At 69.6% G+C, this 14,246-nt stretch carries 11 protein-coding genes; 8 read left to right on the plus strand and 3 right to left on the minus strand.

The genetic code is table 11. From position 1 onward, the window contains the following. Positions 1–79 precede the first annotated feature (79 nt). Positions 80–2,161, plus strand: coding sequence for a replication restart helicase PriA (gene priA, locus AC07XP_RS11830; RefSeq protein WP_495264799.1), 2,082 nt, complete (start codon positions 80–82; stop codon positions 2,159–2,161). 22 nt (positions 2,162–2,183) lie between these two features. On the opposite strand, the gene AC07XP_RS11835 is transcribed toward priA, so the two are convergent. Both AC07XP_RS11835 and AC07XP_RS11840 read right to left on the minus strand, forming a co-directional pair. After that, positions 2,184–3,827, minus strand: a complete 1,644-nt coding sequence (locus AC07XP_RS11835) for a S41 family peptidase (RefSeq protein WP_495264774.1) — start codon at positions 3,825–3,827, stop codon at positions 2,184–2,186. A gap of 106 nt (positions 3,828–3,933) precedes the next feature. Continuing rightward, positions 3,934–4,143 carry a hypothetical protein gene (locus AC07XP_RS11840; RefSeq protein ID WP_062476199.1) on the minus strand — a complete coding sequence of 70 codons (210 nt, stop codon included), beginning with the start codon at positions 4,141–4,143 and terminating at the stop codon, positions 3,934–3,936. A gap of 276 nt (positions 4,144–4,419) precedes the next feature. On the opposite strand from AC07XP_RS11840, the gene AC07XP_RS11845 reads away from it, so the two are divergent. After that, a complete protein-coding gene (locus AC07XP_RS11845) occupies positions 4,420–5,070 on the plus strand; it encodes a hypothetical protein (RefSeq protein ID WP_223301482.1) in 651 nt (216 codons plus the stop codon). Between the two features lie 9 nt (positions 5,071–5,079). On the opposite strand, the gene AC07XP_RS11850 is transcribed toward AC07XP_RS11845, so the two are convergent. Beyond that, positions 5,080–6,099 (minus strand): AEC family transporter, encoded by a 1,020-nt coding sequence (locus AC07XP_RS11850; protein WP_495264775.1) that lies wholly within the window; start codon positions 6,097–6,099, stop codon positions 5,080–5,082. Positions 6,100–6,248: 149 nt separating this feature from the next. Between AC07XP_RS11850 and AC07XP_RS11855 the strand changes: the two genes are divergently transcribed. The 6 genes from AC07XP_RS11855 to AC07XP_RS11880 form a co-directional block, all read left to right on the plus strand. Then, the gene (locus tag AC07XP_RS11855; protein ID WP_307696645.1) at positions 6,249–8,345 is read left to right on the plus strand and encodes an ATP-dependent helicase; all 2,097 of its coding nucleotides are present in this window, start codon (positions 6,249–6,251) and stop codon (positions 8,343–8,345) included. After that, complete coding sequence (locus tag AC07XP_RS11860; protein WP_495264776.1) at positions 8,342–8,803, plus strand: hypothetical protein; 462 nt, start codon at positions 8,342–8,344, stop codon at positions 8,801–8,803. Before AC07XP_RS11855 ends, AC07XP_RS11860 begins: the two co-directional genes overlap by 4 nt. Continuing rightward, the gene (locus AC07XP_RS11865) at positions 8,800–9,981 is read left to right on the plus strand and encodes a phospholipase A (RefSeq protein ID WP_095949456.1); all 1,182 of its coding nucleotides are present in this window, start codon (positions 8,800–8,802) and stop codon (positions 9,979–9,981) included. Before AC07XP_RS11860 ends, AC07XP_RS11865 begins: the two co-directional genes overlap by 4 nt. Positions 9,982–10,104: 123 nt before the next feature. After that, complete coding sequence (nadE, locus tag AC07XP_RS11870; RefSeq protein ID WP_495264777.1) at positions 10,105–10,953, plus strand: NAD(+) synthase; 849 nt, start codon at positions 10,105–10,107, stop codon at positions 10,951–10,953. Between the two features lie 183 nt (positions 10,954–11,136). Then, positions 11,137–11,874, plus strand: a complete 738-nt coding sequence (locus AC07XP_RS11875; RefSeq protein WP_070063911.1) for a response regulator — start codon at positions 11,137–11,139, stop codon at positions 11,872–11,874. Between the two features lie 28 nt (positions 11,875–11,902). Next, on the plus strand, positions 11,903–14,246 hold a 2,344-nt coding region (locus AC07XP_RS11880; protein ID WP_495264778.1), incomplete at its 3' end, for an ATP-binding protein.

Raw genomic sequence — 14,246 nt, forward strand, 5'->3', positions numbered from 1 at the left:
CTCCACCGAATCGCCGCCCGAAGCCGGCGCGCCGACGGTCACATCCGCCACAAACGTCTCCTGCCCCTGGCGACTCGACATCGCGGTGCAGACGCCCGCGCATGCCGCGCTGGGTGACCTGCTGAGCTACGCCGGCGCCGAACCGCTGGTGCCGGGCACGCTGGTGCGGGTGCCGCTGGGCAAGCGCGAGGTGCTGGGCGTGGTCTGGAACGAGCCGACCTCGCTGGAGGGCGCCGAGCCCGACATGGCGCTCAAGCCCGTGGGCGCGGCGCTCGACGCGCTGGCGCCGCTGGGCGAGGCCTGGCGCGACCTGGTGGCGTTTGCCGGGCGCTACTACCAGCGCTCGATCGGCGAGATCGCGCTGGCCGCCCTGCCGCCGCAGCTGCGCGACCTGAGCACGACGCAGCTGGCGCGCCGCCTCAAGCGCAAGACCACCGCCGGGCCGGTGGCCGAAACCGCCGAATCCGCGAACCTGATCGCCCTCTCCGACGAACAGACGGCCGCGCTGGCCCGCATCGAGGCCGGCACCGGCACCTTCCTGCTGGTGGGCAGCACGGGCAGCGGCAAGACCGAGGTCTACCTGCGCTGCGTGGCCGACCTGCTGGCGCGCGACCCCGAGGCGCAGGCGCTGGTGATGGTGCCCGAGATCAACCTCACGCCGCAGCTCGAGGCCCGCTTCAAGGCGCGCTTCGGCGACGAGGCCGTGGTGTCGCTGCACAGCGGCATGACCAACCCGCAGCGGCTGGCGAGCTGGCTGGCGGCGCACAGCGGCGCCGCGCGCATCGTGCTGGGCACGCGCATGGCGGTGTTCGCGTCGATCCCGGGGCTGAAGCTCATCGTGGTCGACGAGGAGCATGACCCGAGCTACAAGCAGCAGGAAGGCGCGCGCTACTCGGCGCGCGACCTCGCCGTGTGGCGCGGCCAGCGCGAAAAGTCCAAGGTGATCCTGGGCTCGGCCACGCCCTCGCTCGAGAGCTGGCACCAGAGCCGGCCGCCCGAGGGCGACGACCCGGGCGGGCGCTACGTGCGGCTCGCCATGCCGTCGCGCATCGGCGCGGGCGCGCTGCCGGCGGTGCGGCTCGTGGACATGAACCTGCAGCCGCCGAAGACGGTGATCTCGGGCGCGCTGCTCGACGCCATCGGCCAGCGCATCGCGCGCGGCGAGCAGAGCATGATCTTCCTGAACCGGCGCGGCTATGCGCCGGTGCTGGCCTGCGGCGACTGCGGCTGGAAGAGCGAATGCCCGCACTGCAGCGCCTACCGCGTGTTCCACAAGATCGACCGCACGCTGCGCTGCCACCACTGCGGCTTCACCGAGCGCGTGCCGCGCGCCTGCCCGGCCTGCGGCAACCCCGACATCGCGCCCGTGGGCCGCGGCACCGAGCGGCTCGAAGAGCACCTGGCCGAGCTGTTCGCCGGCGTGAAGCATGCGGACGGCAGCGCGGTGCGCATCGCGCGCATCGACGCCGACAGCACGAAGAAACAGGGTGCGCTCGAATCGCAGCTCGCGGCCGTGCACGCGGGCGAGGTCGACGTGCTGGTCGGCACGCAGATGATCGCCAAGGGCCACGACTTCCGCCGCATCACGCTGGTGGCCGCTGTGAACCCCGACGGGGCGCTGTTCTCCAGCGACTTCCGCGCGCCCGAGCGCTTGTTCAGCCTCTTGATGCAGTCGGCCGGCCGCGCGGGCCGCGACGCCGCCTACCTCGCGGCGCAAGGCGCCAAGGCCGAGATGTGGATCCAGACGCACCACGCGCCGCATCCGCTGTTCGCGGCGCTGCGCCGGCATGACTACGAGGCCTTCGCCAAGCAGCAGCTCGAAGAACGCCAGGCCGCTGCCATGCCGCCCTTCGCGTTCCAGGCGCTGGTGCGCGCCGATGCGCGCGAGCAGGCGGTGGCGCAGGGCTTCCTGAACCTCGCGGCCGACCAGGCCGAGGCGCTGCCCGGTGCGGACCTGGTCACGCGCTACCCGGCGGTGCCGCTGGCGATCCAGCGCGTGGCGAACGTGGAGCGCGCGCAGATGCTCATCGAAAGCCCCTCACGCGCCGCGCTGCAGCGCCTGCTGGCCGCCTGGCAGCCGCTGCTTCACGAGCTGCGGCGCACGCCCGAGGGCAAGGGCGTGATCCGCTGGCTGGTGGACGTGGACCCGCACAGCATCTGAGCGCGGCGCGCGGACGCCTGCCTCAGCGCGGACGCAGGATGCGGTTGCGCAGGCCTTCGGGCTTGTGCAGCAAGGGAGCGGCGGGGCCGGTGGCAGCACTCCTGGCGAGGCGACCGCCGGGCACGGCAGGGCAGACACCCGTGACCTGATGCGAGAGCGCGGCGGCCAGGCGCGCCTCCGCCGGATCGCCGAGCGCATGGCCGAAATCGTCGGGCATGGCGCAGGTGGGGGCGATGCCGTCCGGGTAGTCGCCGAAGCCCTTGGCGTTCACGCCCTGGAACTGCACATTGAAATAGGTGGTGCCGCAATTGTCCTGCGGATAGAAGCCGTAAGGCTTGCCGCAGGTGGTGCCACCGATCTGGATCACGTCGATGTCGATGCCGCGCAGGCCGTTGATGAACGCCTCGCTGGCCGAGCAGGTGTCGGGGCCCGTGAGCACGTAGACGCGTCGCAGGTCGAGGCTGGGCAGGAGAAGGGGCGGGTCGATGGGAGAAAGAAAGCCCAGGGTGGTGGCCCAGAACGGCGTGGGCGCGAGCGCGTCGCCGGTCACCGGATCGCGCTCGGCGTGCTTGTTGTTGAACCGCATGGTCTCGAAGGTCTTGCCGCGCGTCTGCGCCTCGCCGGCGACCATGAAGGCCAGTTGGCTGGCCAGGTCCACGTAGCCGCCGCCGTTGTAGCGCAGGTCGACGACCAGCTCGGTGGCCCGCTGCGCGCGCAAATGCTCGATGGCCGCCTTCAGTTGCAGCTCCGCCGTCCCGATGTGGTCGTTGAACTGCAGGTAGCCGACCGTGCGGCCCCCGTGCGGGAAGGTCTTGACGTTCTGGACAGGCACCGAGGTCACGGCGGTGGCCTTCAGCGTGACCTCGCGCTCGATGCCGCTGACGACGTCGCGAACGGTGAAACGCGTGGACATCCCCGGGGCGGCAGGAAAAAGCCCCGCGTTGATGATGTCGATGCCTTCGTCCGTGTTGTCGTTCACGAAATCGGTGTCATTGACCTTGAGCACCTGGTCGCCGCGCCGCAGGCCGACACCCGTCGCGGATGCGGGGGAGCCGGGCTCCACATAGGCCACGAGCAGATCGCGTGGCGGGCGGTTGGCAAACATCGCCCACTGCGCCCCATAGCCGACGGACGTGCCAGCGCGCACGAGCGCATTCCACTCCTCGGTGGTGTAGGTGAAATGGAACTGGTCCTTGTCCCTGCCCGAAGGCGTCACGGCGTGGGTCTTGAGCAGGTCGAAATAGTCGGCCGTGGCGTACAGCGCCGGGTCCAGGTCCGGCACCTCGTCGTACCAGAGGTAGGTGTCGTTGGTCCACGACCGCAGCCAGTTGTTCTCGTCGAGCGTGCGGCCGGTCTTGTCGGCGAAGGGCTTGCCGTCGGGGTCGGTGCCGGTGCGCGGTGCTGCGCACCGGTCCTTGTAGAGGCTCGCGGTCCGGAACACGCCCTCGACCCAGGGCGCGTTGCGCAGGGCATCGCCGTCGTCGGGCACGTCGGGCGGTGCCGTGGGTGGGGTGGTGGCAGGCGGCGGGGTGGCCGTGCCGCTGTTCGGCCAGAAGCCGACAGCCGAGCCGCCGTCTCCCCCGCCGCCGCAGGCGACAAGCACGGCCGTCGGAACGGCCAGCAGCAGAAGACGGGCGAAACGAAAACGCAGAGGGAAAAGAGGCACGGCGAGATTCCTGGAGGGCGGTAAGGCGCCGCCATCCTAGGAAGCTCTGCGTCGTTGCGCATTGGACCAAAGTCCTAGGCGCGGCCCGAACGCGCCGCGTCGGTCGTCAGTGGTAGCCGGTGGGCTCCTTGCCCATGTCGACGTAGCGCAGCTCGTTGTGCCGTCGCCGCGCAATGCTGTTCGGCCAGGCGAACACGACGAGGCTCAGCGCGGCCAGCGCGAGCGCGGCGCCCGTGCCGATCGTGCCGGCATGCCAGAACCAGCCCACCGCAGCGAGCCAGGCCAACCACATCAGGATGCGAACCAGTATTGCCATCGCGCGCCCCACTTGGACCCTTCACACCTTGGACTCGGAACCACTGTAGCAGTGCAACTGCATACGCAAGCATTCATCTGAAGAGATAACGCACGGTATGCCTTTAGACATGCCCTGGGATTACCCCGAAATAATCTGCAAAAAGAGTTGACGGTACCCCCGCCCTTGCACAAGCTGTGCCTGTGCGGTTCCATCGCTGGGTCCGCGGTGTTTCGTGCCCGCTCGCTTGATGCAAAGGTCGCCGTGAAATCGTCGTCTCTTCTGGCTGGGGTTGCTGTGGCTGTCGCCGTGTCGCTCTCGTACCTTGCCGCTGCAGGGTCCGCGGGCGCGGCGGAGCTCGAACTGCAGGGTCGGCGGCTGGTGGTGTCGGGCACGCTCGACGGCAGCAAGGTCAAGGCCTTCACCGAACTCCTGAGCAGCGGCACGGTGCGCACCGTGGTCTTCGAAGACTCGTTCGGCGGCACCGCCGAAGCCGCCGGCGCGTACGCCGACGCGATCCGCGAGAGCGGCGTGCAGACCGAGGTGCGCGGCCATTGCATGGCGGCCTGCGCCTACGCCTTCCTGGCCGGCAAGACGCACCGCTTCGGGCACGGCCTGCAGGTCAACGGCATCCTGGTGCCGGTGGCGACCCGCCCCACGGCGGCCGAACTGGCGGTGCGCTGGCGCGGCGAGGAAGCCCGCAAGACACTCGCCGATTTCACGCCCGCCCCCGGCGCCACCGACGCGGCCCGCCCGATGGAAGCCACCGCGCCCGCCCCCAAGGACAACTGGCAGCCCGACCACGGCGTGCTCTTCACGGCCAGCCCGACGCTGTTCGGCCGCATCTACAACACCTACTACTGCGACGGCACGCAGGGCCGCGACTTCTCGAAGTGCGAGCGGCTCTCCGATGCCGATCCATACAAGCTCGGCGTGCTGACCGAGTGACGCCCCCGGTCAGCGCAGCGCGCCGACCGCCACCGGGAAGGTGAAGAACGCCGCCACCGTCGTCCACAGGATGATGCGTGCGATGCGGCCGTTGTCGGCGCCGAAGCGCTCGGCCAGCATCGACACATTGCTCGCGCTCGGCAGCGCCGCGACCAGCACGATCACAGCCAGCGCCGAGGGCGCCAGGGGCAGCCCCAGCGCGATGGCGCCGCGTCCCAGCGCCCAGACCGCCAACGGGTGCAGCACCAGCTTCACGAGCACCACGGGCAGCACGTCGGCCAGCGGCGCCTTCGGCGTGGGCCCGGCGCCGGTGCCCATCGCCGCCGCCACCATGGCGCTGGCACCGTGCTCGCGCGCCAGCAGCGCCGAGCGCGCCAGCACCGCGCCGATGGTGAAGAGCGCCACCGGCGAGGCCGCGTCGGCCAGCATGGCGATGGTGCGCTCCACCGGCCCGGGCAGCGGCCAGCGCACCGCCGATAGCAGCACGCCCAGCAGGATCGACCACGGCATCGGGTTCACGAGGATGCCGCGCAGCGCCTTGCGCGCGGCCAGCGTGGCGCCGTGGCGACCCGCGCTGCCGGCCCCGTCGAGGCGCGACAGCGCGATGCACAGCGACGAGGTCACGACCAGGTCGAACGCGATGGTGATGATGATCGGCCCGGCCGCCTGCGCGCCCAGCAGCGCCACCAGCAGCGGCACGCCCATGAAGCCGGTGTTCGGAAAGGCCGCCACCAGCGCGCCGAAGGCCGCGTCGTTCCAGCCGATGCGCGCATTGCGCGTGAACAGCACCACGCCCGCCACCACGGCCAGCGCGCAAATGCCCCAAATCAGTGCAACGCTGCCGTCCAGCAGTTGCGAGATGGGCGTGCCGGCGCCGAAGCGCAGCAGCATGCAGGGCAGCGCGAAATACAGCACGAAGGTGTTGAGCCCCGGGATCGCATCCAGCGGCAGGATGCGGGTGCGGGCGGCGGCGTAGCCGGCCGCGATCAGGGCGAAGAAAGGAAAAGTAACAAGGAAAACAGGCAGCACGCCGGCATTGTCGTCCTCCTTCGTCGCGCGATGCCCGCTGACACGGACGGCCGCAGCCGGGCCCGTATCATTGCCCGCTTTGCGACGGCCGCGCCCTGCGGCCCCTCCTGCCTTTTTCGCGTTCCCGCTTTCCCGGTTCCCCCTCCCCCATGTCCCACGGTCTCAATCTCGCCCAGCAAGAAGCGGTCAACTACATGCACGGTCCCTGTCTGGTGCTCGCAGGTGCGGGCTCGGGCAAGACGCGCGTGATCACGCACAAGATCGGCCGGCTGATCCAGTCGGGCCTGAAGCCCGAGCGCATCGCGGCCATCACCTTCACGAACAAGGCCGCCGCCGAAATGCGCGAGCGCGCCAAGGACCTGATCGGGCGCGACGCGCGCAAGGTGGTGGTGTGCACCTTCCACGCGCTGGGCGTGCGCATGATGCGCGAGGACGGCCACGTGCTGGGCCTGAAGAAGGCCTTCAGCATCCTGGACGCCGACGACGTCACCAAGATCTTGAAAGACTGCGGCGGCACCGTCGACATCGCCACCGCCCGCATCTGGCAGTGGACGATCAGCAAGTGGAAGAACATGGGCCTGAACGCTGCGCAGGCCGCGGCCGCCGCGGTGGACGACAACGAGCGCATCACGGCCGAGATCATGGTCCAGTACGAAGAGCGGCTGCAGGCCTACCAGAGCGTGGACTTCGACGACCTCATCGGCATGCCGCTGAAGCTGCTGTACGAGTTCCCCGAGGTGCGCGCCAAGTGGCAGGCCATGCTGGGCCACATCCTGGTCGACGAATACCAGGACACCAACGCCACGCAGTACGAAGTGCTCAAGGCGCTGGCCGGCGAGCGTGGCCAGTTCACGGCGGTGGGCGACGACGACCAGTCGATCTACGGCTGGCGCGGCGCCACGCTGGACAACCTGAAGAAGCTGCCGGTCGACTACCCGACGCTCAAGGTCATCAAGCTGGAGCAGAACTACCGCTCCACCAGCGCCATTCTTCGCGCGGCCAACAACGTGATCGGCCCCAACCCCAAGCTGTTTCCGAAGACGCTGTTCTCCGAGCTCGGCGAAGGCGAGCCGGTGCGCATCGTCGATGCCGATACCGAGCTGCACGAGGCCGAGCGCACGGTGGCGCGCATCATCAGCCTGCGCGCGGGCGACACGGTGTCGCAGGGCAAGCAGTACAAGGAGTTCCGCGACTTCGCGATCCTGTACCGCGCCAACCACCAGGCGCGCATCTTCGAGCAGGCCCTGCGCAAGGCACAGATTCCGTACAAGGTGTCGGGCGGCCAGAGCTTCTTCGACCGCGCCGAGATCAAGGACCTGTGCGGCTGGTTCCGCCTGTGGGTCAACAACGACGACGACCCGGCTTTCCTGCGCGCCATCACCACGCCCAAGCGCGGCATCGGCCACACCACGCTGGCCAGCCTGGGCAGCTTCGCGAGCCAGTACAAGCTGAGCCTTTTCGCGGCGCTGTTCAGCCCCTCGCTGCCGAGCGTGATCCCCAAGCGCACGCTCGACGGCGTGCACGAGTTCGGCCGCTACATCAACGACCTGGAATACCGCGCGCGCCGCACCATGGGCGCCGAAGCCTCGCGCGCCTTCATGCTCGAGTGGCTCAAGGAGATCGACTACGAGCGCCATCTGTACGAAGGCGAAGACAGCGAGGCCGCGGCCGCCACGCGCTGGACCAACGTGCTGGAGTTCGTCGACTGGATGTCGCAGCGCGCCGGCGGTGCGCTCGACGACGCCTCGGGCGCTGACGACACCAACCCGAACGAACACAAGAGCCTGCTGGAGGTGGCGCAGACCATCTCGCTGCTGTCGACCATCAGCGAGCGCGAGCAGGACCAGAACGTGGTCACGCTCTCGACGCTGCATGCGTCCAAGGGCCTGGAGTGGCCGCACGTGATGCTCATCGGCGTGACCGAGGGCCTGCTGCCCTTCAAGCTCGACGACGACAACGGCCGCCAGAAGGTGGTGAGCGACGAGACCACGCAGCGCCTGCAGGAAGAGCGCCGCCTCATGTACGTGGGAATCACGCGCGCCCAGCGCAGCCTGGCCGTGAGCTGGACCAAGAAGCGCAAGCAGGGCCGCGACATGGTGCCCTGCATGCCCAGCCGCTTCATCGCCGAGATGGGCCTGGACAAGGCCACGACCAAGGAAGACCCGCGCGAGAAGCTGAAGGCGCTGCGCGCCGAGTTCGCACGCAAGGCGCTGGACAGCGCGGCCAAAGCCGCCGCCACGCCATGAGGATGACGGCGACGGTCGCAGTCGCGCTGCTTGCCGCCGCCCTCGCGGCCGGCTGCGCAACGCCCCGCGACCCCAACTGCCCCGCCGACGCACGCGAGCTGCCACTGCAGGCGCTGTACGGCCAGTGGGACGCCCGCTTCGACGACCTGCCCGGCACGGCCGTCGTGCAGCTGGGCAAGCACCCCGAATACGCCGGCGTGCGCGGCACCATCACGCGCCGCGCCGACAGTGCCGCCACGAAGACCACCGTCGCGCAGCTCGCGGGCGACGTCGACGACGAGGGCGCGCTGTCCATCGACGAATCGCTGGACGGGCGCGCCATCAGCGGCGTCTGGTCGGGCACGCTGCAACCCGGCGCCTGCGGCCGCGAGTTCCGCGGCACGTGGCGCGATGCCGCGACCGAGCGCACGCACCCGTTCGTGCTGCGCAAGACCGTCGCACAGGAAGGAAAGCCATGAAGACGACACGACGACACCCTGCTTCTTTGTTCACGCTGCGCACCGTGGCTGCCGTGGCCGCATGCCTGGGCGCAGCGTCCGGTGCGCAGGCCCAGGCCGTCGACAAGCCGGCCAGCCCGCTGGCCGACGCGCAGCTCACCTGGCAGCAGTGCGCCGCACTCGGCGCGAACAACGAAGCGCGCCTGGCCTGCTACGACCGCTGGTCGCAGCAGCAGACGCTGCCTTCGGTGTCGGTGCCCGTGGCGCCGCCGGTGCTCGCGAGCACGCAGCCGCCGGTGGACGGCACGATCCCGGCCACGCGCGTGGTCTCGGTCGCCACCACCGAAGGCTGCCGCGACCGCCAGTACTCGACGCTGTCGCGCTTCTGGGAACTCGAGAACGCCACCGACTGCGGCACCTTCGGTTTCCGCGGCTACCGCCCGCTCACGGTGTCGGCATCGGCCGCCACCGACAAGCCCCAGCCGCCGACCTCGCCGTCGGCCGGCCACACGGCCGAGCCCGTGGCCTACCAGGCGAATGAAATGCGCATCGGCCTGTCGGTGCGCACCAAGCTCGCGCAGGGCATGCTCACGCAGAACGACCCGATCAAGAAAGACTCGCTGTGGTTCGCGTACTCGCAGCAGTCGACCTGGCAGCTGTTCAACGGCTCGATCTCGCGGCCCTTCCGCACCACCGACCATGAACCCGAGCTGATGTATGTCTACCCGACCGACGTCCACCTGCCCGGCGGCTGGCGCTGGCGCTATGCGGGCGTGGGCATCGTGCACCAGTCGAACGGCCAGAGCCTGCCGCTGTCGCGCAGCTGGAACCGCGTGTACCTGATGGGCGGCGCCGAGCTCGACGACCGCTTCACCGTCACGGGCCGCGTCTGGCAGCGCATGTCCGAAAGCGCCGCGAAGGACGACAACCCCGACATCGCCGACTACATCGGCCGCGCCGAAGTCACGGGCCGCTGGAACCTCAACCGCGACAACCAACTGGGCATCACGGTGCGCAACAACCTGCGCGACAGCGGCCGCGGTTCGGTGCGCCTCGAATGGCTGAAGGCCATCGGCGACCCGACCAAGAGCAACCTGCGCTTCCACACGCAGCTGTTCCATGGCTATGGCGACACGCTGGTGGACTACAACCGCAAGCGCACCGTGCTCAGCATCGGCTTGAGCCTCGTGGACTTTTAACTCGCCCCCAGTCTTCGCGCACTTCGTGTCGCTTCGCCAACCCCCTACCGGGGGCAACACCAGCGGCCCGGCAAAGCCGGTTCCGCGGTGTTCCACCGGAAGATCGCAAAGAAGGATCGCCCAATGAATCACGACCTGTCTCCCGTCGATGCCACGCAGCGCGAGATCATCGCGGCCCTGCATGTGGCGCCCGTCTTCGATGCCGCCGCCGAACTCGCGCGGCGCACCGACTTCCTCGCCGACTACCTGCGCAGCAGCGGCCTGAAGACGCTGGTGCTGGGCATCAGCGGCGGCGTCGATTCGCTGACCGCCGGCTGCCTTGCGCAGCGCGCGGTCGAGAAGCTGCGCGCCGAAGGCCGCGACGCCACCTTCATCGCGATGCGCCTGCCCTACGGCGTGCAGCGCGACGAGGCCGAGGCGCAGGCCGGGCTGGCGGTGATCCGCCCCGACCGCCTGCTGACGGTGGACATCCGCCCCGCCGCCGATGCGATGCTGGCCGCGCTGCGCGCCGGCGGGCAGGCCTTTCGCGATGCGGCGCACGAGGACTTCGTGCTCGGCAACATCAAGGCGCGCCAGCGCATGATTGCGCAGTTCGCGGTGGCCGGCGCGCACGACGGCCTCGTGATCGGCACCGACCACGCGGCCGAAGCCCTCATGGGTTTCTTCACCAAGTTCGGCGACGGCGCCGCCGACATCACGCCGCTCACCGGCCTCAACAAGCGCCGCGTGCGCGCCGTGGCGCAGCTGCTGGGCGCGCCCGATGCGCTGGTCTACAAGGTGCCCACGGCCGACCTCGAGTCGCTGGTGCCGGGCAAGCCCGACGAAGACGCCTTCGGCGTGAGCTACGAGCAGATCGACGATTTCCTCGAGGGCAAGCCGGTGTCGGCCGCGGCGCGCGCGGTGATTCTGTCGACGCACCGCAAGAGCGCCCACAAGCGGGCGCTGCCGGTCGAACCGCCTGTACTTGGGTGACAAACGGATCACATTGAAGTCCCCGAAAGGGATGCTTCGATGCATGTGTAAAGCATCGGACGAAAAAAAGTCGCGAAATACCAGCCTGAGAGGGACTTGATTAACCTTTAGGTATCAATTGGTGCGCTTTTGTCTGCAAGAATTTTGGACGACCGGACACACAGTCCGGCCTTCTGGAACCTCATGCTTGACGTAGTGAAACCCGAAATCCTGGTGGTCGACGACGATCCCGAAGTCTGCGAGACGCTGGTCGACCTGCTGGAGTCGTCGGGCTTTCGCGCACAGGCCGTGCCGGACGGCCTGGCCATGGCAGCCCGGCTCGACCAGCGCGCCTTCTCGCTCGTGATCATCGACCTGCGGCTGAAGAAGGAAGACGGCATCGAGCTCGCACGCCAGCTGCGCACGCGCTCGCGCATCCCGATCATCATCCTCACCGGCCAGGGCACGGCCGCCGATCGCATCCTGGGCCTGGAAACCGCCGTCGACGATTTCATCGCCAAGCCCTTCGACAACCGCGAACTGGTCGCACGCATCCGCGCGCTGCTGCGCCGCTCGGCGGAGACCGGCATGCCGCGCTCGCTGCGCACCGACCGCCTGAGCCACGAGCGCTACCTGTTCGGCCCCTGGACCCTCAACATCACCGCGCGCGAGCTGCTGCACGGCGACGGCACGCCCTGCGACCTGACGCACGGCGAGTTCGCCCTGCTCGAGGTCTTCGTGCTGCATGCGAACCGCGTCATCGACCGCGAGCAGCTGCTGCTCAAGACGCGCAGCGCCCAGTCGGACGCGGTGAGCCGCACGATCGACGTGCTGGTGTCGCGCCTGCGCCGCAAGATCGAAGAAGACCCGGACCATCCGCGCTTCATCTGCACGGAACGCGGCGCGGGCTACCGCTTTGCAGCGAACGTGGTGCGCTGCTGAGGCAGCAGCGCCCGCACCCGCCCGCGCCATGCAAGGCTCCCGCACCTCATCGAACGCGCCTGCGCGCGGGCGCAAGCGCTCGTGCAGCCTGCGCGGGCGATGGCTCTCCGCGTTCGCCGTACTGGCCATCACCACGCTGGTGCTGGCCGCCGTGGCGATGGTGGCGCTGTTCAACGCCAAGGCCGCGATCCAGGGCTTCGACGAGCGCATCCTGCCGTCGGTGGCGAAGTCGCTCGCGCTGTCGGAGCGCGTCACGCACCTAGCGGCGGCAGCGCCGTACGTGGCGGAAATGTCGATATCGGCGCGGCTCAACCAGGAAAAGGCCGATCTGCTGAAGCGACAGGAGGAGGTGCGCGTGCTCGCGGCGCAACTGCCGCCGGCGAGCGGCGCAGCCACCGGTGTGCCGAAGGTGCTGAGCGCCATGCAGGTGGTGCTGGACGATCTGATCGAGTTCAAGCGCCTGGACCTCGCGCTGCGGGAAGAAGGCCGCGGGCGCATTCACGCGCTGAGCCAGATGGAGCACCGCATCGCCGATCTGCCCGAGCGTTCCAGGTTCGTTGCAGACCACACGCTGCATCTGCTGCGGGTTGCCTTGTACGCCCACAACACGCTCGACCTGGACGAGGCCGAGCGGGTCTATCTCGCCTACGCCGGCTCAGCCAACGCCTTGCGCATCGATGCGGCGATCCGCGCCCAGATCGCCGCGCAGGCCGACAGCATCTTCGCGCTGCGCAGGCAGCACCTCGCGCTGCGTGATCGCAAAACCCTGCTGCTGACCTCCACGCGCGTGCTCTCGGAAGAGCTCACGCGCTCGGTCGACCGCCATGTGGCGGCGCTCAGCGCCGAGGTGTCCTCGCGCGAACATTCGGTGGGCCTGATCGTGCGCTCGGGGCTGATCGCGGTCACGCTCGCGCTGCTGGTCGCGGCCGCCGCGCTGGTGCTCGGGTACTGGAGCCTGCGCGAATCGCTGCGCGACCTCACGCGGGTCACCTCCGCCATCACCGAGTTGTCGCACGGCAACGCCAGCGCGCCGCCCGATGTCTCGCGACGCGACGACGAGGTCGGTGCGCTCGTCGGTGCATTCAACGTGTTCCGCGACAACACGCTGTCGATGCGTCGGATGGGCGCGGACATTTCGGAGCAGCGGCGCCTGTTGCGCACGGTGCTCGACAGCATCGACGACGGCCTGGGCGCGTTCGACGCCGAAGGCCGGCTCGTGGCCTGGAACCCGCGCTTCGCCGCGCTGCTGCGCCTGCCCTCGCAGGCGATCCATACCGGCGCGACGCTCGACACGCTGCGCGCGGCGCTGCCGGCGCTGGCCGACGGCCGCCCCGCCGTCGACCTGCTGGGGCCGCCCGACGCACAGCGGCGGCGGGACGACTACCTGCTCGACAACGGCCAGGTGCTGGCCGTGCGCAACCACCCCATGCCGGCGGGCGGCTTCGTCACGCTGTACAGCGACCAGAGCGAGAGCCGCGCGCTCGAACGGCAGGTGCGGCAGGCGCAGAAGATGGAAGTGCTGGGCCAGCTCACGGGCGGCGTCGCGCACGACTTCAACAACCTGCTGGCGGCGATCTTCAGCAACCTGCAGCTGCTGCAGTCGCGCGACGACCTGTCGCCCGACATGCGCCGGATCGTGGACCGGGCGTTCCGAGCCTCGGAGCGCGGCGCCGTGCTCACGACGCGCCTGCTGGCCTTTGCACGCCGCCAGACGCTGCGCGCCGAAGTGATCGATGTCGACCAGATGCTCGCCGGACTGCAGGACCTCATCGAGTATTCGCTCGGCCAGGGCATCCGCGTCGAGCTCGACCTGCAGGCCGACGGGGCGTGCGTGCTGGCCGACGGCGGACAGCTCGAGAACGCGATCCTCAACCTGGCGCTGAACGGGGGCGCGGCCATGCCGCGCGGCGGCGTGCTCACCCTGCACAGCGCGTGGCATGCGGCGGCGGCCGGCACGGCGGCGCATGGCGTGAATGGCGCGCAGGGCAGCCCCGGCCCGGTGGTCGAGATCCGCATCAGCGACACGGGCCACGGCATGCCGCCGCACGTGCTGGAGCACATCTTCGAACCCTTCTTCTCGACCAAGGAGAACGAAGGCAGCGGATTGGGCCTGAGCATCGTCTACGGCTTCGTCAAGCAGTCGGGCGGCGACCTGCGTGTGCGCAGCACGGTCGGCCAAGGCACCGCGTTCACGCTGGTGCTGCCCGAGGCCGCGCCGTCGGCGGCGCCGGCCTGCGCACCGCCGCCGCCCGCACTGTCGCTCGACGCCTTGCAGGTGCTGCTGGTGGACGACGACACCGACGTGCGCGACGCCACCTTCGAATTTTTCAAGGAGCACGGTGCGCGGGTGCAGGCGGTGGCGTCGGCCACCG

Source organism: Variovorax sp. GW531-E2, assembly GCF_059423125.1.